Raw genomic sequence first — 21,551 nt, forward strand, 5'->3', positions numbered from 1 at the left:
GGTTCGCTGACGGTCGGACGGGTGGTAGCGATGCCCCCCCGGGCGCGCTCCGCCGGTCATCGGCCGGTCCGCGCTGGCACGGCGGCCCTATCGGCTGTCGTGCACGGCTGCTGATGGTCCTGAGGCGGCGCCTGGGATGCCCTGGACGCGAGGTCCGGCCAGCGAGCTCGCCCGGTGAGCCACGGCTGCCGTCATCCTCGACATCGAGGGTGAGCGATAACATCAGGTTCGTCAAGACGTGCAAACGCCGCCATGCCACACAGCCGGGACACCGTCGGAGCGCGCCGAACTCGGCCCGCATCACCCTCGGCGCACGCCCGCGCGATCGGCTGCGGCGAACGAGAAGCCGACCTCGGCCACGCCCGACCGCGACATCCCGACCGGGTGCCCCCGTGCGGCGACCTTGGGCAGAGAAGTCGGCGGCAACTCCTGTTAGCGATATCGTTGCCGGCCGAGCGGCGGGTTCGGGGCTGCGTCTTGTCGCGCCGCGCTGCCGCCGGCGTACGTCAGGTTGCGGGGACGCGGTGGTGACGGACCGTGAGGGTGGTCGCCAGTTCCAGCCGGAGCTGCGCCGCCCGCTCCCCCGCCCCAGGGTGAGCGCCAACCCGGTGGCGGTGACGGCCATCTCGATCAGCGGCTGGTGAACGGTGGTCAGTGGGGGGGTCGACCAGGGCGGCCATCGGCAGGTCGTCGAAGCCCACCACGCTGAGGTCGGCGGGGACCCGCAGGCCCCTGACCCGGACAGCCCGGTAGACGCCGGGGGCCTGCAGGTCGTTGCAGGCGAAGATCGCCGTCGGGCGGCCGGGACGGCTCAACAGCTCCAGCGCCGCCGCCATGCCGTCCCGTGGTTCAGGCCGGCGTGGACCACCAGGTCGGGATCCACCGGCAGAGTGGCCGCGTCGGGGGCGGAGTGGCAGCCGTCCAGCCGGGCTCGGCAGCACAGAACCGATTCGGGGCCCCCGATCATCGCGATGCGTCGGTGCCCCAGCCCGATCAGGTGGCGGGTGGCGGACCGGCCGCCGGCCCGGTTCGTCGCCTCCGACGAACGGAACATCGTCAGTCAGCTCGATGGTGGGGTCGAAGACCACGAACGGGATACCCCGACGTGCAACCGGCGGCGCTGCATCTCGTCCAGCTGGGCCACTCGTCGAAGGCCAGCTCCATCGTGTTGCTGCGGGTGACTGGTGACGGCCGACGGTATCCGTGCTGGTTGATGGCCGCCTCGACGCGCGCCCGGGTGTCCGCGGCGACCCGGCCCGGCCGTTGATCACCTTCGACACGGTGGCGAAGAGTTCCCTGATGAATGTGCAGTACGTCAGAAAGGCCCACCCGGTCCGCCACCGCGTCCGCGGACCAGGTCTACGTGACCCGCACCGCCTGACCAAGTCCGGTAGCTCGGTCACCGGCAGTCCCGTTTGACGGACAGCGGGGCGTCGCGGGAATCTCCTGCCGCGACGCCCCGCCCCTGCCCTGCCCTCGGTCGCGTCCGGGGCGGTCCACTATCTGCGCTGGTCACGAGGTGTGTCCGGACTCGAACCCTCAACCTTCTGAGTGGGACGCCGCCGTAGCGCGTAGAGCACCGCGCTGACGGCGAAGATCGCTGCACTGGCCACCAGCCAGCGGGCCAGCAGCGGCTGCGGGGGCAGGCCGGTCGCAGCCGTGTACGTGTTGCCGCCGAGTCCGAGGATGCCGGGAAGGTAGACGAGCAGGAGCAGCCCGGAGGCAAGCGCGGGCACCCGCACGTGATTCAGCGCCGATCGACGCTCGGGGCCACCCATCGCCGCGCGCAGCGCCCGATCGACCAGCGCGTAGAGCGGGAACAGGAACAGGTCGTGGGCAATGACCGCGCCGATGAACCAGAGCAGCATCCGCCCCGCGGTCGGCTCTGCGGCCAGCCGCAAGGCTATCCAGCCGGTCACCGCGAAGCAGCCGAGCAGGAGCAGTAGATGCCAGAGCGCGGCGCCATAGGTGCGCCGGAACTCAGTCATGGGGCTGTTCCTCGAAGGTGATTCCGCGGACCCATTTCGTGCAGTGCACGCCAGGCAGCGCAGGAACGATGATCCGCGCCGGATAGCCGTGGTCGGCCGAGAGGTCGACGCCGTTGACCCGCAGGGCGAGCAACGAGTCGGGGTGGCGGACCTGGTTGACCTGCAACCGGGCCTGACGGAACAGACCGCCCTGTTCCAACGACTCGACCCGCGCCACGGCGCTGTCGGGTGCGCCGACCACAGCGGCGAGGTCCCGTAGCCGGACCCCGGTCCAGGTCTGCGTCGTCGACCAACCCTCGACGCAGGCGATCGGCAGGTCCACGGTGTGCTGCGTCATCGCGAGCAGGCCATCGCGGTCCACCTCGACCGTACGGCTGCCGCCGCGCACCGTCAGTCGCCACCGGGCCCCGGTGTCAGCGGGTCGGATACCGGCCGCGGCGGCGGTCCGGTTGACCGGGAATCCGTTCGGTCCTTCGTCGGGCTGCCGCCCCCTGGGTAGCAGCAGCGCGGTCCGGCGCAGCACCCCGTCCAGGCTCTGCCCGACGGTCAGCGCCGCCAACAGCAACGCGCCGCCCCCGGTCAGGGCGAGAACGCCACGTCGGCTCATCGTCGCCGGGCCGGGCCGGCGGGCTACCAGCCCGTCCGGATCCGCCGGCTCCGGCGTGGTCTCCTCCGCCGTCGTACGCGTGAAGCGCGGGCCACGCAGCGCGGAGATCGTACGAGGAAGCTTGATCACCACGTGCGTGACGAGGGCGGCGGTGAAGATCCAGGCGCCGTACCAGTGCGCGGTGTAGAAGTCGAACCCGAACAGGTACGCGTACTGGATGTTGAGCAGGCCGGTCGCCATCTCGAAGAGGATTCCGCCCACCAACAGCAGCAGCGACAGCCGTTCGAGCACCTGGGCCAGCGAACGGGCCGGCGGCCAGTCGAACAGCTTGGGTACCACCGACCAGAGCTTCGCCACCACCACCGGAACCAACACGATGCCGAGCGTCACGTGCAGCCCCTGGGTGAGCCGGAACAACCAGGCGGGGCGGGTCGGCCAGTCGAAGACGAGAGGGCGCAACCAGCCCACGTCGCGGGGAAATGCCTGACCGAGCCGAGGGCCGTACGCGATCCAGTCCAGGAGGCCGGTGATGATCACCAACGGTAGCGTGGCGAGCAGGACGACGCCGAACACGGACGTCAACCACGGGCCACGCACCGGACTGCGCCACGCGTTGGTGGCGGCGTCCGCTCCAGGAGGGCGATGCCGATCCAACGCACGCCACAGCCGCGCCGGGTAGGCGTCCATTCGCTTACCGATCGCCCCGGCGGACCGCCCAGGCCCGTCGGACATGCGCCTCGGCTCACCACGGTCAGCTCCCGCAGGTGGATCGTCAGACGGCGGGTCGGCTGGCACGGTTCCTCCAGTCGGCGAGGGCGTCGAACCGGACGCGACGGGCTTCGTGCAGGACGCTAACCGGCAACGGCGCCCTCGGGCGGGCTTTGCGGCATTACCGAAGGCTTACCGGCCGTCCCCTTACGAAGTGCTGACGTCGGAGCCGAACCGGCCCCGACGGCCGCCCCGCTGACCTAGCGTGACGCAATGCGGGTACTCGTCACCGGCGCCGCCGGGTTCATCGGATCGCAGGTCGCGGACCTGCTCGTCGCGGAGGGGCACCAGGTGGTGTGCCTGGACGCGCTGTTGCCCCAGGCGCACGGGAGCGTGCTGCCCGCGTGGTTCCGCCGCCATGATCCGGTCGTTGGCGACATCCGCGATCCGCACCTGCTCGACGATCTCCTGGCCGGGGTCGATGCCGTGTGTCACCAGGCGGCGATGGTCGGGCACGGACTGGACCCGTCGGATGCTCCCGACTACGTCAGCCACAACGACTACGGCACGGCGGTACTACTGGCGGCGATGCACCGGACTGGTGTGTCTCGTCTGGTGTTGGCCAGTTCCATGGTCGTCTACGGTGAAGGGCGATACACGTGCGCCCGGCACGGGGTCGTTCGACCGGCCCCACGTCGCGAGGCCGATGTCGCCGCCGGCCGGTACGACCCCACCTGTCCGGTATGCGCCGGCCCACTCACCAGCGCACTCGTGCCGGAGGACGCCCCGCTCGAACCGCGCAGCACCTACGCGGCCAGCAAACTGGCCCAGGAGCATCTGGCCGCCGCGTGGAGCCGGCAGACCGGGGCAGGGGTCTGGGCACTGCGCTACCACAACGTGTACGGCCCCCGGATGCCCCGCGACACCCCTTATGCCGGCGTCGCGTCGATCTTCCGGTCGGCGCTGGCCCATGGTCGGCCGCCGCGGGTCTACGAGGACGGCTTGCAGCGGCGCGACTTCGTGCACGTTTCCGACGTGGCGCGCGCGAACGTGCTGGCGCTGACCGCTTCGGCTCCGGACGGTCTGGTACCGGTGAACGTCTGCTCCGGCCAGCCGCACACCGTCGGTGATCTCGCCACCGCGTTGGCGGCGGCGATGGACGGGCCAGCACCGGTGGTCGTCGGCGGCGCCCGGGCCGCCGACGTGCGGCACGTGGTCGCCGACCCCGGCCGCGCGCGCGACCTGCTCGGATACACCGCCCGGGTCAGCTTCGTCGACGGAGTGAGCGCCTTCGCCACCGATCCGCTACGGGAACCCGCCGTCGTGTCGGTCTGAGCAGACTCGCCCCACCCCCACCCAGCGACGGCGGGGGGCCGGCTCACGAGACGGTGAACAGCAGGTGATTGACGGCCAGGGCGGTGAGCGCCTGCCCGGCCAGCCACCAGCGGTGCGTCGCGGCGGGCAGATGCGCGGTGGCCACGAGCAGCCAGACCGTGAACGGTAGCCAGATCCGCTCCACCTCTGCCTTGCTCATGCCCGACAGGTCGGCGGCGAGCACCGCCAGCAGCGCGGCGGCCGGTAGCAGAACGGTAGGCCCGAGTGTCTCGACCCGTCGCGCGAGCGCGCCGAGCCGCCGGTTTCGCACCGCGACGCGGGTCAGCAGTCCACCGCCCGGTCCCGATCCGCTGGTCCTCGGCGTCGGCGCGGTCAGTTCCGGGGGGCTGGCCCACGCCCGCCAGGCCCCGCGGGCCGAGTGCAGAGTGCGGCGCAGCGCCGGCCCGACCACCGGCCCGGCAGAGAGCAGCAGCGCCGCCAGGTTGGCCCAGACCCAGTATGTGTAGGGACGGTCGGCCGCCCAACCCTGGTAGTAGCGCTCGACCACCCGGTCGTACCCCTGCCACCAGTAGAACCCCGCCACGGTGAACGCCACTGCCACCGTGGCCACACCGGTCGCGCCAGCGAGCAGCGCGGCACCCCGGCCTCCTGGACGCAGCGCGAGCACGACGAGAGCCAGGGGCGCGACAAGCACGAAGCCGTAGGACAGGTACAGCGCGAAGCCGAGCAGTACGCCGCCGGCCAACGCGGTCGCGGTTCCTCGTACTGCCAGCAGCGCGAGGCCGGCGGCTACCACCCCGGTGAAGAGACCGTCGGCGGAGGCACCTATCCAGACCGCTCCGGGCAGCAGCACCAGGAACGGCAGCGATGCTCGGGCGGCCCCGCCGGCGCCCAGGGCCCGTAAGGCGATCGGCACGGATACCACGACGCTTGCCCCGACCAGGACGCAGGCCAGCGCCGCCGCCGTGCCACCACCCAGGCCCACCCGGTCGAGTGCGACGAACACCAGCAGGGCACCTGGTGGATGGCCGGCGGTGTGGGTGGACCACGAGCCGGGCTGGAAGTCCAGAATGCGGTCCGCGAAACCGGCCAGCATCCGCCCGATGTCTGTCACCCGGGGTACCTCGTGCAGATACTCCGCCTGCGGGGTGAGCCGTCTCGTCAGCCCCTCCGACCAGCCGTCCACGAGGGCCAGGGCGAGCGTCCAGCCGACCGCCGCCAGGTAGCCGACGGACAGCAGAGTGCCCCATCGGGCGGTGCGGGCCCACTGCGATCCGGGCCCGACCACCGCGACGGCGATCGCCAACGCGGCCGGCGTGCCCCAGCCCAGGTGCGGTCTCCAGGTGGCGTAGAGCGGCGCGGCGTCGGCGTGCAGGCCCACGCCTGCGCGGTTGAGCATCGCGCCCACCGCCACGGCGGTGACCAACAGCGTCGCCTCGACGCCCAGCACCAGCAGGTCGCCCCGGTGGCGGTTCGGGATGCGGTGGTGGACGGACGAGCGGGAAACGGTGGCACCGGGTCTCATGTCGACCGGACGGTACGGCTCGGTCCACGCCCCCGTCAGCCACTTCGTCGGTATGTCACCGGACGGTAAGAAGTGTCTGTGCGGTAAGTGTTCCGTAAGGTCGGATCGGGCGCGGGCCGCCCTGGGCCGGCCCTAGCGTCGGCGGTATGCCGACACAGATCGACGTGGTGCTGCCGTGCCTGGACGAGGCCGCTGCCCTGCCCGCCGTGCTGACCGCGTTGCCGCCCGGATACCGGGCGATCGTCGTTGACAACGGGTCGCGCGACGGCTCACCCGAGGTGGCCGCCCGGCACGGTGCGCGGGTGGTGCACGAACCACGGCGGGGGTACGGAGCGGCCGTGCACACCGGGATCGAGGTGGCCGACACCGAACTCGTCTGCGTGCTGGACGCCGACGGATCCTTCGCCCCCCGAGAGCTACCCGCCCTGGTCGCCCTCGTCGCCGACGGGGTCGCTGATCTGGCCGTCGGCCGTCGTCGACCGGTCGGTGTCGGGGTGTGGCCCTGGCACGCCCGGGCGGGCACGGCGCTGGTCGCCGCGCTGCTGCGGCACCGGGGCGTGCCGCTGCGTGACCTCAGCCCGATCCGGGTGGCCCGCCGGGAGGCACTGCTCGCCCTCGGAGTCACAGACCGGGCCTTCGGCTATCCGCTGGAGCTGTTGATCCGGGCCGCCGCGGCGGGTTGGCGCATCCACGAGGTGGATGTCACCTACGCCCCGCGCGCTGCCGGCACCCGTTCCAAGGTCTCCGGCTCCGTACGGGGCACCCTACGGGCCACCCGAGACTTCGCCGCCGTGTTGCGTACCGTACGGGAGCCCCGGTGACCGTCGTGCTGGTGATGGCCAAGGCGCCCGTGCCCGGCTTGGTGAAGACCCGGCTGTGCCCGCCGGCGACTCCCGTCCAGGCCGCTGAGTTGGCCGCCGCCGCGCTGCGGGACACCCTGGATGCCGTCCGGGAGACACCAGGGGTGACACCCGTTCTGGCGTTGGCCGGACACCTCGCGGAAGCCGTGGACGGCGTGGAGTTGACCGCCGCCCTCGCCGGTTGGTCGGTCCTGCCGCAGCGAGGCACGGATCTCGCCGACCGACTCGCGCACGCCCACCTCGACGTCGCCGAGACCTTCCCCGACCGTCGGGTGCTGCAGATCGGGATGGACACCCCGCAACTGACCCCGGCGCGGCTGGCCGCCGCCATGTGCCGGCTCGAAGATGCCGACGCAGCGCTTGGGTACGCCCACGACGGCGGCTGGTGGGCGCTGGGGCTACGCGACCCCCGGCAGGCGGTGATGCTGCGCGCGGTGCCGATGTCGACGCCGGACACGGGCCGATCGACATGGTCCGCACTGACTGGACGCGGGCTACGCGCCGTGCCGCTGCCCGTGCTGCGCGACGTCGACAACTGGTCCGACGCGCGCGACGTGGCGGCGGCGATCCCGGATGGCCGGTTCGCCCGCCAGGTCGAGGCCGTGCGTCGCGCCATGGTGGTACGCGCGTGAACGGGGACGGATTCGCCTCCGCGCTACGCGACCACGCTGGAGACGTGCACTGGCTGATGCCTGCGGACGGGCCCCGCCGCCGCCTGCCGGTGAAGCGGTGGCATCGACCGGCCACCCCCGCGGACGCGACGGTGGTCGCCCGCTGTGCCGGGCCCACCCTCGACCTGGGGTGCGGTCCGGGCCGGATGTCGATGGCACTGACCAGGGCCGGGCTGAGCGCCGTGGGGGTGGACGTGTCGTCGCAGGCGGTGGCGTTGACCCGGGCGCGCGGCGCGGTCGCCGTGCACGCCGACCTGTTCGGCCCGCTGCCAGCCGAGGGGCGGTGGGCACACACGGTGCTGCTCGACGGGAACATCGGCATCGGGGGCGACCCGGTCGCGCTGCTGCGACGGTGCGGGGCGCTGCTGCGTCCGTCCGGCACGGTGCTGGTCGAGCTGGAACCGCCTGGCGCCGGCGCCTGGCAGGGGCAGGTCCACGTGGCGACCGGACGGCACCGGGGCCCTACCTTCCGCTGGGCGTGGCTGGACACGGATGCGGTGTCAGGTGTCGCTGCTGCGGCGGGACTGGCGGTCGGCGAGGTGTTCCGGTCTGACTGTCGCTGGTTCGCCGAGTTGACCCGCTTGGACCGTCCCGCCGCGCCATGACCTCCGCCCCTGGCAGGCCGCAGCCGTAAGAACCTGGCAAGCTTTGGGCCGGCCGTCGGCAACCGATTCGTCGCTACGCTGGCCGGATGGATGCGGCCGGGACATGGCGGGAACGAGGGCCGCAGGCCAAGAAGCAGGTGCTGGTGGTCGACGACGACCACAACGTCAGCGACGTGATCTGCCGTTATCTGGAGCACGACGGTTTCCAGGCCAGCCACGCGGGCGACGGGGCAGCGGCGTTGGCGGCCGTCGCCAGGCAGACGCCAGACCTGGTGGTGCTCGACCTGATGCTGCCCGAGGTCAGCGGCCTGCAGGTGTGTCGTGAACTGCGGGCCGGGCCACACGGCGTACCGATCATCATGCTCACCGCGCTTGGTGACGAGGCCGACCGGATCCTCGGCCTGCAACTGGGTGCGGACGACTACCTGACCAAACCCTTCTCGCCGCGGGAGCTGGTGCTGCGGGTCCGTTCGGTGCTTCGCCGTGCCGGCGGTGAGCAGGCCCTCGGGCGGCCAGAGACTCTCACCGACGGCAGCCTGATGGTGCAGACCGGCCCCCGCACGGTCCATCTCGCCGGCAGGGAACTCGCTCTGACCCTGCGCGAGTTCGACCTTCTCGTCCACCTGATGCGGCACCCGGCCCGGGTGTTCACCCGAGCCGAACTACTCGAGCGGGTCTGGGGCTGGAGCTTCGGCGATCACTCGACCGTGACCGTGCACGTCCGGCGCCTGCGCGAGAAGATCGAGACCGACCCTGCCAACCCCCGACGGCTCGTGACTGTCTGGGGCATCGGCTACCGGTACGGGCCCGCCGATGCGTGATCTGGCACTGATCTTCGCGATCGCTCTCGGCGCGGCGCTCGCCGCCGGCGTCGTCGGAGCGCTGCTGCTGCGTCTGCTCCGAGGCAGCTCGATCATCGTGCACCTCTGCGTGCTGCTCACCACGGCGGTGGTCGCGGTTGTCCTCGGAGTCGTGGCGGTCGCGGAGGCGATGTTCCTGTCCCCGCACGACCTGGAGGTGGTGTTGATCACCGTTGGCGCGGCGGCGGTGGTCAGCCTCGGCGTCGGCGGGCACTTCGGCCGCCGGTTGGCCACTGCCGCGGTGTGGGCCGACCAGGCCCGCGAACGGGAGCGGCAGGTGGAGGCCGGGCGTCGGGACCTCGTCGCCTGGGTCTCCCATGACCTGCGGACCCCACTCGCCGGGCTGCGGGCGATGGCGGAGGCGCTCGAGGACGGCGTCGTCCGTGATCCCGCGACGGTCGAGGAGTACCACCGGCGTATCCGGCTGGAGACGGACCGGATGACCAGGCTCGTCGACGATCTGTTCGAACTGTCCCGGATCAACGCCGGGGCCCTGCGGCTGTCCATGGCGGCGGTACCGCTCGGCGAGGTGGTCTCGGACGCACTGGCCAGCACCGCCCCTCTGGCCGCAGCCCGACGAATCAAGCTGGTCGCCGCGGAGTCCGGCTGGCCGACGGTCGCCGCCAGTGAACCAGAGCTGACCCGGGTAGTGGCGAACCTGCTGCTCAACGCGGTGCGCTACACGCCACCGGACGGCACCGTAGTCGTCGAGGCCGGCCGCGACCGGGACCTCGCCTGGCTGTCCGTCGCCGACACCTGCGGCGGCATCCCCCCTACCGATCTACCTCGACTGTTCGACGTCGCATTCCGGGGCGAGCCCGCCCGCACCCCCCGCGCTTCAGGTGGTGACAGCGCGTCCGGAGGTCTCGGACTAGCGATCGTGCGCGGACTGGTCGAAGCGCACGGCGGCCGGGTCGAGGTAAGCAACACCGCAGACGGATGCCGGTTTGTCGTCCGACTCGCGGCCGTCTGAGCCTCGACAATGGACGTGTGCACTTGCGGCACGGCACGCCGCCGGCCGCGGTGGGTCGTAGCCGCACGGCGACGGCGACGTCGCGGGGATGGTGCTCTGCCCGCGCAGCCGCGCGATCAGTGCTGTCCCGATCCCTCAGGTGGATGGGCGACGGCCCTGCTGGGCCAGTGCCCGGCGCCGGCGCGTCAGTGTCACGCCAGCGGCCAAGGCGAGCAGCGCCAGCGCCAACGCGGCGACGGTCCACGGCCCCAGATCCGCCAGCCAGCCGCTGAGCGCTGTCTGAACGGCGCCGGCCGCGTCGATGATCGGGTCGTCCGTGTCACCTCGACCGGTGAAGACCCGCACCTCGTACCAGCCGTACCAGGCCACGTATCCACCGGTGACCATCAGCAGCAGGCCGGCGACACGCCCCAGCAGCGGTGCGGCCCGACGGGTACGGCGCACCAGTGAATCGCGGGCCAACGCGACGGCCAGTGCGGCGGCCCCCACCGCGAGCCCCATACCCATCGCGTACGCCACGAAGAGGCCGACGCCGGAGAGCGCCGACCCGGCGCGGAAGCCGGCGACCACGACGGCCAGGAAGGGGCCGATGGTGCAGCCGAGCGAGGCGATCGCGTAGGCCATGCCGAACAGCACCATCGAGCCGAACCGTCGGCGGACCACCGGTCCGGTCGTCACCTTCGGGGTGAAGGCCGGCAGTTGGCGTCCGGCCAGCAACCAGCAGCCGGCGGCCACCAGGGCGAGACCGATCAGTATCGACACCCAGGGCAGGTGACGGGCGACCGCGTCCGCCGCAGGGGCGGCGAGCAGCCCGAACGCGCCGAACACCGCGACGAACCCCAGCGTCATCGCGCCGGTCAGCGCGACCGCCCGGCCGACCGGTGCGAGCAGGCCCCGCTCGGCCGACGGCTCGTCGCCCAGCACCAGCATCGACAGGTACGCGGGCAGCAGTGCGAAGCCGCACGGGTTGACCGCGGCCAGCAGCCCGGCGCCGACGGCGAGGCCGTATGGCGTGTCCGGCATGGTCAGTTCAGCCCGGCGACCCGCTTGCGCAGGTCCGCCGGGGACAGTGGTCCGGTGTGCACGACGGTGCCGGCTGAGTCGATGAGCACGTACTGTTCCTGGCTGGTCACCTCGAAGCGGCGCCAGACCTGACCGTTGTCGTCGGCCAGGTGGGGGAAGCCCTCGATCCCGGTCTCCTTCGCAAACCGTCGCATCGCCTCGTCGCCGCTGCCGAGCCCGGCCACGCCGACCACGTTGACCCGGCCGGCGTTCTCGCGCTGCACGGCGGCGACCTCGTCGGCGACCGCACGGCAGCGGGTACACCAGGCCGCCCAGAACCACAGCACCGCAGGCTTGCCGGCGAGGCTGCTACCCGAGAAGGACCCGCCATCGATCGTCCGGCCGGTGAACGAGATCGTCTCCGGGGCTGCGGCGTTCGTCGCACCGCTGGCCGCCGGGCCGCCAGTGCCCGCAGTGGTCGGCGGGGCCGCTGCGCTTGGCCCGACGGTCGTGCCGTCCGGGGCGGCGGGCGGCTCGGTGCCGCCGCATGCGGCGAGGGCGAGAACGACCGCCGTCAAGGCGGCCACACCGGGCAGGGATGCGGTACGGGGACCGGGCATGAGCGGATACTAGCCCGGCCTCCTGGTCGGGCAGCATTACCGCTTTCTTACGTGCGGGTCAGACGCCGTCGCCGGTCGAGGCGGCCGGCCTGGTCGGCAGCACGTAGTCACCCGCTGGCCCTGCCCCGGGGTGATCGCGGTCGTCATCCGGCGCGCCTCCTTGATCGGTCGAAAGCCGACCAAGGCACTCGACCGAATGTCGCCGATCCATGTAATGTTATCGATAACATCGACATGCTTCGCATCCATCGGGCTCTTGGCCGACCCTGCCACCGGACCCGGGGCAGGCACGCCCCGCTCAGCACCGCCTTCCCGATACAGCGCTCCCACCAGCGATGGGTGCGCTGACGGAGTCCTCCTCCACAGGGGCAGCGCCGCCCACCCCGTACGCCCAACCCGGCCCGGCGGTGCTCGTCCAGCGATGGACCGCGTGGGCCGGACCGACCACCACCCGCCCACCGCGCCCGGAGGCCGTGATGCCCTCTCCCTTCCTCAACCGTCGACTCCTGCTCAGGTCCGCTGGCGTGGTCGCCGTCGCCAGCACCGGCGGGTCCGTTCTCGGCGCCGTCAGCGGCGGCGGTGCGGCCAGCGCCGCCCTGCCCCCGGCCCGGTCCGACATCGGCGTCTCCGCCTACGCTTTCGAGCCGGGTCAGGTCCGGCTGTCCGCGAGCCGCTGGCAGGAGAACCAGGGCCGTACGCTGAACTACCTACGCTTCGTCGACGTCAACCGGCTTCTGTACAACTTTCGCGCCAACCACCGCCTCTCCACCGCCGGTGCCGCCGCAACCGGCGGGTGGGACGCCCCGACGTTTCCGTTCCGCACCCACGTGCAGGGACACTTCCTGACCGCGTGGGCCCACGCGTGGGTGGTCCTCGGCGACACCACCTGCCGGGACAAGGCCAACCTCATGGTGGCCGAACTGGCGAAGTGTCAGGCCAACAACGCTGCCGCCGGCTTCAACGCTGGCTACCTGTCCGGATTCCCCGAGTCCGACTTCACCGCGCTGGAGGCGCGAACGCTGGGCAACGGCAATGTGCCGTACTACTGCGTTCACAAGACCCTCGCAGGGCTGCTCGACGTCTGGCGCCTCATCGGCAACACCCAGGCCCGCGACGTGCTGCTGGCGCTGGCCGGCTGGGTCGACTGGCGTACCGCCCGACTCACCACCGCCCAGATGCAGGCCATGCTGGGCACCGAGTTCGGCGGCATGAACGCCGTTCTGACGGACCTCTACCAGCAGACCGGCACCGTCCGGTGGCTCACCGCCGCCCAGCGGTTCGACCACGACGCCGTGTTCAACCCCCTCGCCGCCAACTCCGACCAGCTCAACGGCCTGCACGCCAACACGCAGGTGCCGAAGTGGATCGGCGCCGCCCGCGAGTTCAAGGCCACCGGCACAACGCGCTACCGGGACATCGCCAGCAACGCGTGGAACATCACCGTCAACGCGCACAGCTACGTGATCGGCGGCAACAGCCAGGCCGAGCACTTCCGGGCGCCCCATGCCATCGCCGGATACCTACGCTCGGACACCTGCGAGGCCTGCAACACGTACAACATGCTGAAGCTCACCCGGGAGCTGTGGCTGCTGGACCCGAACCGGGCCGCCTACTTCGACTTCTACGAGCGGGCCCTGCTGAACCACATGATCGGGCAGCAGAACCCGGCCGACAACCACGGGCACATCACCTACTTCACGCCGTTGAGCCCGGGCGGCCGGCGCGGTGTCGGCCCGGCGTGGGGAGGCGGCACCTGGAGCACCGACTACCACTCGTTCTGGTGCTGTCAGGGCACCGGCTTGGAGACCAACACCACGCTGATGGACTCGATCTACTTCCACAACGGCAGCACGCTGACGGTGAACCTCTTTATGCCTTCTGTGCTCACCTGGTCCCAGCGCGGAATCACCGTCACCCAGACCACCTCGTACCCGGTTGGCGACACCACCACCCTGACCGTCACCGGCACAGCCGGCGGATCGTGGACGATGCGGATCCGGATCCCCGGGTGGACGAGCGGAGCCACCGTCAGCGTCAACGGCACGCCGCAGAACATCGCCACGACACCTGGCAGCTACGCCAGCCTCACCCGATCCTGGGCCTCCGGCGACGTGGTCACCGTCCAACTGCCGATGCGGGTCGTGCTGTCCCCCGCCAACGACAACGCCGCAGTGCAGGCGATCACGTACGGGCCGGTGGTGCTCTCCGGCAACTACGGCAACACCGCTCTGAGTGGGCTGCCCTCGCTGAACACCGCCTCGATCACCCGGACCAGCACCAGCGCGCTCGCGTTCACCGCCGTGGCCAACGGCGCCACGGTCAACCTCGGACCGTTCTACGACGCGCACGGACACAACTACACGGTCTACTGGAGCGTCGCAGGTGGGGGCGGCAGCGAGGCCAGCTTCCGCCTCGTCAACGCGGCCAGCGGTCTCGTACTCGGCATCCGGGACATGTCCACCGCCGACGGCGGCCTCGCCCTGCAATGGGGCGACACCGGCACCGCCGACCACGACTGGCAGATCCTGGTCGACGGATCGGCGGTCCGGCTGCGCAACGTCAACAGCGGCAAGGTGCTCGGGGTGGAGAACATGTCCACCGCCGACAACGCCCGTATCCTCCAGTGGGCCGACAACGGCACCGCCGACCATCTGTGGACGCCCGTCGACGTGGGCGACGGCACGCACAAGGTGCGCAACGTGCACAGCGGCAAGCTGCTCGCCATCGCCGGCGACGCCACCGCGCAGGGCGCCCAGGCGGTGCAGGACCGGGACAACGGCAGCCCGGACAACCAGTGGCGGTTCGTGCCCAACGGCGCCCGCCGGATCCAGAACCTCGCCAGCGGGCTCGTGCTCGGCGTACGGGACATGTCCACCGCCGACGGCGGGCTCGTCCTCCAGTGGGGCGACAGTGGCACCGCCGACCACCTGTGGACCGCGATCGTGGACACCGGTGGCTATCTGCGCCTGCGTAACTCGCACAGCGGCAAGGTGCTCGGCGTCGAAGGCGGTTCCAGTGCCGCCGGCGCCCGGATCGTGCAGTGGGCCGACAACGGCGCGACCGACCACCGGTGGCGGTTGCGCTACGGCGGCAGCGGCTACTTCCGCATCCAGTGCGCCAACGGCGGTCGGGTCCTCGGCGTCAGCGGCGGCTCCGGCAGCCAGGGCGCCCTGATCGTCCTCGCCGACGACAGCGGGGCAGCCGACCGGCGCTGGCGCTTCATCTGACCGAGCGGGCGGGTCGGCGGGCGCGACCCGCTCCACGCCGCCGACGCCCCCGTTGGTGAGAGCCGGGCCGGGTCAGCGCGCGGGGGCGCCGACGCTGCCGCGCACGACCAGGCTCGGTGCGACTGTCCGTCGCAGTGGGCCGACGACACCGGACTCGATCTGGGCGAGCAGCAGGTCCAGGCTCGCCCGGGCGACGGCGGCGAAGTCGGGCCGCACCGTGGTCAGCGGCGGGATGAAGTAGGCCGCCTCCGGCACGTCGTCGAAGCCGACCACGCTGATGTCGTCGGGCACCCGTCGGCCGTGCTCGTGCAACGCCCGCAGCACACCGAGCGCCAGGTGGTCGTTGGCGGTGAAGACCGCCGTGACCTCCGGCATCCGGGCCAACATCTGTCCGCACCGGTACCCCGCTGCCGCCGACCAGTCCGCCGGCAGCAGCGGCGGCACCTCGGCGCCCGCCGCCCGCAGCGTCTCCCGCCATCCCTCGATCCGGCCGGCGCTGTCGAACCAGTCCGACGGCCCGGAGACGTGCCAGACCGTCCGGTGCCCCGCGTCGAGGAGGTGCTGCGTGGCGGCCCGGGCCCCGGCGACCTGGTCGACCGTCACCAGGGGCACCGGACGGCGCGGGTCGCCGTCGACGGTGACCAACGGAACGTCCTTGGGGAGCCGTTCGAGGGCCTCCCCCGCCGACTCGACCGGCGCGATCACCACGATGCCGGCGACCCGGTGCACGAGGTGCCGCTCCACCGCCGCGGAGATGGACCGGTGGTCCAGGTCGCTCACGCTGCCGACGCTGACCGCGAAGCCCGCCTCGGCGGCCGCCTGCTCCAGGGCGGCCAGCAACGACGCCGGACCGTAGAGGGTGGTGTTCTGCGCGACCACACCGATCACCTGGGACCGACCGGTCACCAGCGCCCGCGCGGCCCGGTTGGGTCGGTAGCCGAGCTCCGCGATGGCCGCCTGGACCCGCAGCCGGGTCTGCTCACGCACGTTCGGGTGCCCGTTGAGCACCCGGGACACCGTCTGGTGGGAGACGCCGGCGAGGCGAGCAACGTCCGTCATCGCAGGACCGCGCACGGCCACCTCACTCTCCCCGCCTGCCCGTCGGCGATCGCGCGTCGAGGTCGACGGGAGCGGCCTTCGTGGTACGAAATCCGCCCTCGCGACCGCCGCGCGCGTGTGTGTGCGGTGGCCCAGGTTGGAACCCCGACAGTCTACGCCAGCCGTCCCACTGACCAGGGAACGGCTGACCCGGCGATCCGGCGCGGCACTGCCGCGGTGTGCTCAGGGCGATCAACGCACCATGAGCGCCCGCCCGACGCTCCGCGCCCGCCCCGGCGATGGCCGGTAGCCGAAACGCGGAGAGGAGCAGGACACCACCCGGCACCCGCCCGGGTGGCCCCCGTGCCGAGGGGCCACCCGGGTCGTCGAGGTGTGTGCGCTCAGAACCCCCGGGCGAGCCGGTAGTAGGCCTGGTTCCAGCGGATCTCGTCGGCGAAGCGGCGCGTGTCGGTGTGCGCGTCGATGACGACCAGCTCGGTGCGTGTCATTTCGGCCAGGTCGTGCAGCTCCTCCACGCCCACCGCCTGGGACAGCACGGTGTGGTGCGGGGCGCCGGCGGTGATCCAGGCCTCCGCCGAGCCGGCCAGGTGCGGGCGGGGTCGCCACACGGCCCGCGCGACCGGCAGCCGGCGTAGCGGACGCGGCGGCGCCACCACGTCGACCTCGTTGGCCACCAGACGGAAGCGCTCCCCCATGTCCGCGAGGCCGAGCACCACCGCCGGACCGGGCGCGGCGTCGAAGACCAACCGGACGGGGTCCTCGCGCCCGCCGATGCTCAACGGATGGATCTCGACCTTCGGGGTGTCACCGGCGATCGTCGGGCACACCTCGAGCATGTGGGCGCCGAGCACCAGTTCGTCGCCGGGCGTCAGGTCGTAGGTGTAGTCCTCCATGAAGGACGTCCCGCCCGCCACCCCGACCGCCATCGACTTGAGCGAGTGCACGAGCACCGAGGTCTTCCAGTCGCCCTCCCCGCCGAAGCCGTAGCCGTCGGCCATGAGTCGCTGCACGGCGATGCCCGGGAGCTGGCGCAGGCCGCCGAGGTCCTCGAAGTTCGTGGTGAAGGCCCGGAAGCCGCCCTCGTCCAGGAACGCGCGCAGGCCCAGCTCCAGCCGCGCGGCGTAGCGCAGGGAGTCGTGTCGCGCCCCGCCCGGCCGTAGCTGCGGGTCGACCCGGAAGGTGTCGTCGTACTCCTTGACCAGGTCGTCGATGCGCGCGTCGGCCACCTGGTCGACGACCGCGACGAGGTCGTTGACCCCGTAGGTATTGACCGAGACGCCGAAGCGCAGCTCCGCCTCGACCTTGTCGCCCTCGGTCACCGCCACGTCGCGCATGTTGTCCCCGAAGCGCGCCAGCCGCAGCGAACGCATCGCCGAGTACCCGAGCGCGGCCCGCGCCCAGGCCCCGATCCGGGCGGTCACCCGGGGATCGCTCACGTGCCCGGCGACGGTCTTGCGGGCCACACCGAGGCGGGTCTGGATGAAGCCGAACTCACGGTCGCCGTGCGCGGCCTGGTTCAGGTTCATGAAGTCCATGTCGATCTCGTCCCAGGGCAGCAGGACGTTGGCCTGGGTGTGCAGGTGCAGCAGCGGCGTGCGCAGGGCGTCCAGACCGGCGATCCACATCTTGGCCGGCGAGAAGGTGTGCATCCAGGCGATCACCCCGACCGCGCCCTGCACGGCGGCGTCCCGACACGCGTCGAGGATGTCGGTGCTGGAGGTCAGGATCGGCTTCCAGACCACCCGTACGGGGATCCCCGGTGCGTCGTCGAGCTGCGCGGCGATCTGCCGGGACTGGTCGGCGACCTGCCGGAGGGTGTCCTCGCCGTACAGGCCCTGGCTGCCGGTGAGGAACCAGACCTCGGGTTCAGCGTGCGATGCCATGCAATTGCCTTCCGAGAGGGGCGTTCACTTGAAGCGGATGCCGATGAGGCGCTGGAGGAGGATGAAGGCGAAGAGCAGGCCACCGATCACGATCCTCGTCCACCAGGAGTTGAGACTCCCGTCGAAGGTGATCAGGGTCTGGATCACGCCGAGCACCAGCACGCCGAGCACCGTGCCGAACACGTAGCCGGACCCGCCGGTGAGCACGGTGCCGCCGATGACGACGGCCGCGATCACGTCCAGTTCCATGCCGACGGCGATCAGCGGTGCCCCGGAGAGCGTGTAGAACGACAGCAGGATGCCGCCCACGGCCGAGCACAACCCGCTCACCGTGTAGACGGCGATGCGGGTACGCCCCACCGGCAGGCCCATCAGCAACGCCGACTGCGGGTTGCCGCCGATCGCGTACACGTTGCGGCCGAAGCGGGTGTACGTGAGCACGTAGGCGGCCACGAGCACCACCGCGAACGCGATCAGCACACTGATCGTCACGAAGTTCCCCCTGGGATCCCCGATGCGCTCCTGCGACACGGCAGTCCAGAAGCCGTCGGTGATGGGGATCGACGCGTCACTGATGAAGGTGCACATGCCCCGGGCGAAGAACATCCCGGCGAGGGTGGCGATGAACGGTTGGATCTCGAAGAAGTGGATGGCGCAGCCCATCAGGAACCCGAGGGTCGGGCCGATCAGCAGCGCGATGACCAGCACCAGGCCCGCGGGCAGCCCGGCCCGCAGCAGCGACGCCGACACCATCGCGGTCATCGCGACCACGGAGCCGACCGACAGGTCGATGCCGCCGGTGAGGATCACGAAGGTCATGCCGACCGCGACGACCAGCAGGAACCCGTTGTCGATGAAGACGTTGAAGACGACCTGGACGTTGGAGAACGCGCGGTACTGGGACACGCCGACGCCGTACATGACCAGCAGCAGGGCGAGCGTGGCCAGGACCGGGACGTGCCGCCGGGGCACCCCGGGCCGCCGGATGCGGCCGGTGGTCAGCGACGTACTGCTCATGCCGGCACCTGCTCCTTCTCCCGCTGCGCCGCCGTGGGCCCGGGTGTGGTTGCGCCGCGACGGCGGCGGAACCTGGCCCGGAACGCCGGCGACTGGATGAGGCAGACGGCGATGACGACGACCGCCTTGAACAGCAGGGCCGTCTGCGGCGAGATGTTCATGGCGTAGACCGAGGTGGTGAGGGTCTGGATGATCAGCGCACCGAGGATGGTGCCGCCGAGGGAGAATCGGCCGCCGGCGAGTGAGGTGCCGCCGATGACCACCGCGAGGATCGCGTCGAGTTCCACCCAGAGGCCGACGGCGTTGCCGTCGGCGCTGGACACGTTCGCCGTCATCATGAACCCGGCGATCGCGGCGCAGGCGGCGCTGACGACGTACACGAGGAAGATGACGCGCCCGGAGCGGATACCGGCCAGCCGGCTCGCCTCGGCGTTGCCGCCGACGGACTCGATGATCAGGCCGAGCGCGGTACGGCGGGTGAACGCGGCGATGAGCAGGGCCGCCCCCAGGGCGATGAAGACGGCCAGCGGGAGGGTCAGGAAGTGGCCGAGCCCGATCGCGCGGTACGGACCAGAGTTGATCGTGATGATCTGTCCCTCGGTGACCAACTGCGCGAGCCCCCGGCCGGCCACCATCAGGATCAGCGTGGCGATGATCGGCTGGATGCCGATGACGGCGACCAGCACCCCGTTCCAGGCGCCGAGCACGAGCGCGGCACCGAAGGCCAGCGCGAGCGCCGTGAGAACGTTCGACAGGCTGCTCTGGTCGGCTGCCTCGCTGATGAAGAGGCAGGCTATGGCGCCGCTGATCGCGGACAGTGAGCCGACGGAGAGGTCGATGCCGCCGGTGGCGATGACGAGGGTCATGCCCAACGCGACCAGGATCAGCGGTGCGCTCAGCCGGAGGATGTCGACCGGGGTCCCGTACAGGTGGCCGTTCTTGACCTCAACGGCGAGGAAGCCGGGCCGGTAGATCGTGTTGGCGAGGATCATGACCACCAGCACGAGCGCAGGCCAGAACAGGCGGTGGCCGGTCAGCGGACGGAAGCGCTCGACGACGGCGTTCATCGGTACACCTCCTCACTGCTCGTTCCGCTGGCGATGGTGCGCATGACGCGGTCGGCGTCGAGAGAGTCGTCGTTGTCGAGCTGGGCGACCATGGTCCGGTCGCGCATCACGGCGACGCGGTGGCTCAGCCGCAGCACCTCCTCCAGCTCCGCGGAGATGAACAGCACCGCCATGCCGCCGTCGGAGAGCTGCACCACGAGTTTCTGGATCTCGGCCTTCGCGCCGATGTCGATCCCGCGCGTGGGCTCGTCGAGGATCAGCAGGCGCGGCTCGGTGATGAGCCAGCGCGCCAGGAGCACCTTCTGCTGGTTGCCGCCGGAGAGGTTGCGCACCGGCAGGTCCGGGTTCGCCGGCCGGATGCTGAGCGCCCTGATGTACTTCTCGACGAGCTCGTCCTGTCGGCGACGGGGGATCGGCCGTAGCCAGCCGCGCGCTGCCTGCATCGCGAGGATCATGTTCTCCCGCACCGACAGCTCGGGAACGATGCCCTCCGCGCGGCGGTTCTCGGAGCAGAACCCCACGCCACGGTCGATGGCCTGGACCGGGCTCCGCAGGGCACCCCCGCCACCGTCGATGACGACCTTGCCGTGGTCAGCGCGGTCGGCACCGAACAGCAGCCGTGCCACCTCCGTGCGGCCGGAGCCGAGCAGGCCGGCGAGCCCGACCACCTCACCGGCGTGGATCCGCAGGCTGAACGGGGCGACCGCACCCTCACGACCCAATGCAGACGCGTCCACCAGCGGGGCCTCGTCGGACCGGATGGCACTGGCTCGCTTCTGCTGCTCGTCGAGGCGCTCCAGCACGTCGAGCTCCTTGCCGATCATCTTCTCGACGAGGCTCAACTGGGGCAGGTCCCCGGTCCGGTACTCCCCCACCAGCGTGCCGTTGCGCAGCACCGTGATGCGGTCGGCGATGCCGTACACCTGGTCGAGGAAGTGGGTGACGAAGAGGATCGCCATACCCTCGTCGCGCAGCTGCCGCATGATGCGGAACAACTGCGCGACCTCGCCGGCGTCCAGGCTGGACGTCGGCTCGTCCAGGATCAGCACCCGGGCCCGTACGTCGATCGCCCGGGCGATGGCGACCATCTGCTGCACCGCCAGCGAGTACGTTCCCAGCTGTGCGGTGACGTCGATATCGAGTTCCAGCCTGGCCAGGAGGGTCTGCGCCCGCCGTCGCGTCTCGCCCCACCGGATGGCGCCGAGGCGGCGCGGTTCCCGGCCGATGAAGATGTTCTCCGCCACGGACAGGTTGGCGCAGAGGTTGACCTCCTGGTAGACGGTGCTCACGCCGGAGGCGGCCGCCTGCATCGGGCCGCGGAAGGCGACCTGCCGACCGTCGAGGACGATGGTGCCCTCGTCGGTGCCGTGGACGCCGGTCAACACCTTGATCAGGGTCGACTTGCCGGCACCGTTCTCGCCCATCAGAGCGTGGACCTCGCCCGGAAAGAGCCGGAAGTCGACATCGTCGAGCGCGCGTACCCCGGGGAAGGTCTTGCTGATCCCGGTCATGGTCAGGACCGGACGGCTACCCGTCATCCCATC

The 21,551-nt window shown here is 71.4% G+C and carries 17 protein-coding genes and 1 pseudogene; 7 read left to right on the forward strand and 11 right to left on the reverse strand.

Annotation, left to right across the window (positions count from 1 at the left end; all coding sequences use genetic code 11):
• Positions 1 to 668 precede the first annotated feature (668 nt).
• The 3 genes and pseudogenes from ACTMS2_RS15010 to ACTMS2_RS15020 form a co-directional block, all read right to left on the reverse strand.
• Positions 669 to 836, reverse strand: a pseudogene (locus ACTMS2_RS15010) (substrate-binding domain-containing protein); the annotation flags it as partial.
• Between the two features lie 663 nt (positions 837 to 1,499).
• Positions 1,500 to 1,988, reverse strand: a complete 489-nt coding sequence (locus ACTMS2_RS15015) for a hypothetical protein (RefSeq protein WP_441175904.1) — start codon at positions 1,986 to 1,988, stop codon at positions 1,500 to 1,502.
• The gene (locus ACTMS2_RS15020; protein ID WP_441175905.1) at positions 1,981 to 3,327 is read right to left on the reverse strand and encodes a molybdopterin-dependent oxidoreductase; all 1,347 of its coding nucleotides are present in this window, start codon (positions 3,325 to 3,327) and stop codon (positions 1,981 to 1,983) included. Before ACTMS2_RS15020 ends, ACTMS2_RS15015 begins: the two co-directional genes overlap by 8 nt.
• A 249-nt stretch (positions 3,328 to 3,576) precedes the next feature.
• Between ACTMS2_RS15020 and ACTMS2_RS15025 the strand changes: the two genes are divergently transcribed.
• Positions 3,577 to 4,638, forward strand: a complete 1,062-nt coding sequence (locus ACTMS2_RS15025; protein WP_441175906.1) for an NAD-dependent epimerase/dehydratase family protein — start codon at positions 3,577 to 3,579, stop codon at positions 4,636 to 4,638.
• 43 nt (positions 4,639 to 4,681) lie between these two features.
• Here ACTMS2_RS15025 and ACTMS2_RS15030 read toward each other — a convergent pair whose 3' ends face one another.
• Complete coding sequence (locus ACTMS2_RS15030) at positions 4,682 to 6,163, reverse strand: hypothetical protein (protein WP_441175907.1); 1,482 nt, start codon at positions 6,161 to 6,163, stop codon at positions 4,682 to 4,684.
• Positions 6,164 to 6,309: 146 nt separating this feature from the next.
• Between ACTMS2_RS15030 and ACTMS2_RS15035 the strand changes: the two genes are divergently transcribed.
• The 5 genes from ACTMS2_RS15035 to ACTMS2_RS15055 all read left to right on the forward strand — a co-directional run bounded on the left by ACTMS2_RS15035 (position 6,310) and on the right by ACTMS2_RS15055 (position 10,132).
• Positions 6,310 to 6,984, forward strand: coding sequence for a glycosyltransferase family 2 protein (locus ACTMS2_RS15035; RefSeq protein ID WP_250101218.1), 675 nt, complete (start codon positions 6,310 to 6,312; stop codon positions 6,982 to 6,984).
• Positions 6,981 to 7,655, forward strand: a complete 675-nt coding sequence (locus ACTMS2_RS15040) for a TIGR04282 family arsenosugar biosynthesis glycosyltransferase (RefSeq protein WP_441175908.1) — start codon at positions 6,981 to 6,983, stop codon at positions 7,653 to 7,655. The genes ACTMS2_RS15035 and ACTMS2_RS15040 overlap by 4 nt, the downstream gene beginning before the upstream one ends.
• Positions 7,652 to 8,299, forward strand: coding sequence for a class I SAM-dependent methyltransferase (locus tag ACTMS2_RS15045; RefSeq protein ID WP_441175909.1), 648 nt, complete (start codon positions 7,652 to 7,654; stop codon positions 8,297 to 8,299). The genes ACTMS2_RS15040 and ACTMS2_RS15045 overlap by 4 nt, the downstream gene beginning before the upstream one ends.
• 86 nt (positions 8,300 to 8,385) lie before the next feature.
• Complete coding sequence (locus ACTMS2_RS15050; RefSeq protein ID WP_441175910.1) at positions 8,386 to 9,120, forward strand: response regulator transcription factor; 735 nt, start codon at positions 8,386 to 8,388, stop codon at positions 9,118 to 9,120.
• Positions 9,113 to 10,132, forward strand: coding sequence for a sensor histidine kinase (locus ACTMS2_RS15055; protein WP_441175911.1), 1,020 nt, complete (start codon positions 9,113 to 9,115; stop codon positions 10,130 to 10,132). Before ACTMS2_RS15050 ends, ACTMS2_RS15055 begins: the two co-directional genes overlap by 8 nt.
• A gap of 135 nt (positions 10,133 to 10,267) precedes the next feature.
• Here ACTMS2_RS15055 and ACTMS2_RS15060 read toward each other — a convergent pair whose 3' ends face one another.
• Positions 10,268 to 11,155 carry a cytochrome c biogenesis CcdA family protein gene (locus ACTMS2_RS15060; protein ID WP_441175912.1) on the reverse strand — a complete coding sequence of 296 codons (888 nt, stop codon included), beginning with the start codon at positions 11,153 to 11,155 and terminating at the stop codon, positions 10,268 to 10,270.
• A gap of 2 nt (positions 11,156 to 11,157) precedes the next feature.
• Positions 11,158 to 11,754 (reverse strand): redoxin domain-containing protein, encoded by a 597-nt coding sequence (locus ACTMS2_RS15065; protein WP_441175913.1) that lies wholly within the window; start codon positions 11,752 to 11,754, stop codon positions 11,158 to 11,160.
• Positions 11,755 to 12,230: 476 nt separating this feature from the next.
• Here ACTMS2_RS15065 and ACTMS2_RS15070 point away from each other — a divergent pair, with 476 nt between their 5' ends.
• Positions 12,231 to 14,981 carry a beta-L-arabinofuranosidase domain-containing protein gene (locus ACTMS2_RS15070; protein WP_441175914.1) on the forward strand — a complete coding sequence of 917 codons (2,751 nt, stop codon included), beginning with the start codon at positions 12,231 to 12,233 and terminating at the stop codon, positions 14,979 to 14,981.
• A gap of 72 nt (positions 14,982 to 15,053) precedes the next feature.
• On the opposite strand, the gene ACTMS2_RS15075 is transcribed toward ACTMS2_RS15070, so the two are convergent.
• From ACTMS2_RS15075 to ACTMS2_RS15095, 5 genes are all read right to left on the reverse strand, one after another.
• Positions 15,054 to 16,040 carry a LacI family DNA-binding transcriptional regulator gene (locus ACTMS2_RS15075; RefSeq protein WP_441175915.1) on the reverse strand — a complete coding sequence of 329 codons (987 nt, stop codon included), beginning with the start codon at positions 16,038 to 16,040 and terminating at the stop codon, positions 15,054 to 15,056.
• Positions 16,041 to 16,420: 380 nt separating this feature from the next.
• On the reverse strand, positions 16,421 to 17,923 hold the full coding sequence (araA, locus tag ACTMS2_RS15080; RefSeq protein ID WP_441175916.1) for an L-arabinose isomerase: 1,503 nt from the start codon (positions 17,921 to 17,923) through the stop codon (positions 16,421 to 16,423).
• Positions 17,924 to 17,947: 24 nt separating this feature from the next.
• Positions 17,948 to 18,940: a galactofuranose ABC transporter, permease protein YjfF gene (gene yjfF, locus ACTMS2_RS15085; RefSeq protein WP_441175917.1), complete on the reverse strand. Its 993-nt coding sequence runs from the start codon at positions 18,938 to 18,940 to the stop codon at positions 17,948 to 17,950.
• Positions 18,937 to 20,007, reverse strand: coding sequence for an ABC transporter permease (locus tag ACTMS2_RS15090; protein ID WP_441175918.1), 1,071 nt, complete (start codon positions 20,005 to 20,007; stop codon positions 18,937 to 18,939). The genes yjfF and ACTMS2_RS15090 overlap by 4 nt, the downstream gene beginning before the upstream one ends.
• Positions 20,004 to 21,545, reverse strand: coding sequence for a sugar ABC transporter ATP-binding protein (locus ACTMS2_RS15095; RefSeq protein WP_441175919.1), 1,542 nt, complete (start codon positions 21,543 to 21,545; stop codon positions 20,004 to 20,006). Before ACTMS2_RS15095 ends, ACTMS2_RS15090 begins: the two co-directional genes overlap by 4 nt.
• Between the last annotated feature and the right edge of the window lie 6 nt (positions 21,546 to 21,551).

Origin of the sequence: Micromonospora sp. SD12, from assembly GCF_052068495.1 — a bacterium.
Lineage (GTDB): Bacteria > Actinomycetota > Actinomycetes > Mycobacteriales > Micromonosporaceae > Micromonospora > Micromonospora echinofusca.

Excerpts from the sequence above, each read along its gene's own strand:
- ACTMS2_RS15015 (WP_441175904.1), bottom strand. The coding sequence starts at position 1,988 with ATGACTGAGTTCCGGCGCACCTATGGCGCCGCGCTCTGGCATCTACTG.
- ACTMS2_RS15020 (WP_441175905.1), bottom strand. The coding sequence starts at position 3,327 with ATGTCCGACGGGCCTGGGCGGTCCGCCGGGGCGATCGGTAAGCGAATG.
- ACTMS2_RS15025 (WP_441175906.1), top strand. The coding sequence starts at position 3,577 with ATGCGGGTACTCGTCACCGGCGCCGCCGGGTTCATCGGATCGCAGGTC.
- ACTMS2_RS15030 (WP_441175907.1), bottom strand. The coding sequence starts at position 6,163 with ATGAGACCCGGTGCCACCGTTTCCCGCTCGTCCGTCCACCACCGCATC.
- ACTMS2_RS15035 (WP_250101218.1), top strand. The coding sequence starts at position 6,310 with ATGCCGACACAGATCGACGTGGTGCTGCCGTGCCTGGACGAGGCCGCT.
- ACTMS2_RS15050 (WP_441175910.1), top strand. The coding sequence starts at position 8,386 with ATGGATGCGGCCGGGACATGGCGGGAACGAGGGCCGCAGGCCAAGAAG.
- ACTMS2_RS15055 (WP_441175911.1), top strand. The coding sequence starts at position 9,113 with ATGCGTGATCTGGCACTGATCTTCGCGATCGCTCTCGGCGCGGCGCTC.
- ACTMS2_RS15060 (WP_441175912.1), bottom strand. The coding sequence starts at position 11,155 with ATGCCGGACACGCCATACGGCCTCGCCGTCGGCGCCGGGCTGCTGGCC.
- ACTMS2_RS15065 (WP_441175913.1), bottom strand. The coding sequence starts at position 11,754 with ATGCCCGGTCCCCGTACCGCATCCCTGCCCGGTGTGGCCGCCTTGACG.
- ACTMS2_RS15070 (WP_441175914.1), top strand. The coding sequence starts at position 12,231 with ATGCCCTCTCCCTTCCTCAACCGTCGACTCCTGCTCAGGTCCGCTGGC.
- ACTMS2_RS15075 (WP_441175915.1), bottom strand. The coding sequence starts at position 16,040 with ATGACGGACGTTGCTCGCCTCGCCGGCGTCTCCCACCAGACGGTGTCC.
- araA (WP_441175916.1), bottom strand. The coding sequence starts at position 17,923 with ATGGCATCGCACGCTGAACCCGAGGTCTGGTTCCTCACCGGCAGCCAG.
- yjfF (WP_441175917.1), bottom strand. The coding sequence starts at position 18,940 with ATGAGCAGTACGTCGCTGACCACCGGCCGCATCCGGCGGCCCGGGGTG.
- ACTMS2_RS15090 (WP_441175918.1), bottom strand. The coding sequence starts at position 20,007 with ATGAACGCCGTCGTCGAGCGCTTCCGTCCGCTGACCGGCCACCGCCTG.
- ACTMS2_RS15095 (WP_441175919.1), bottom strand. The coding sequence starts at position 21,545 with ATGACGGGTAGCCGTCCGGTCCTGACCATGACCGGGATCAGCAAGACC.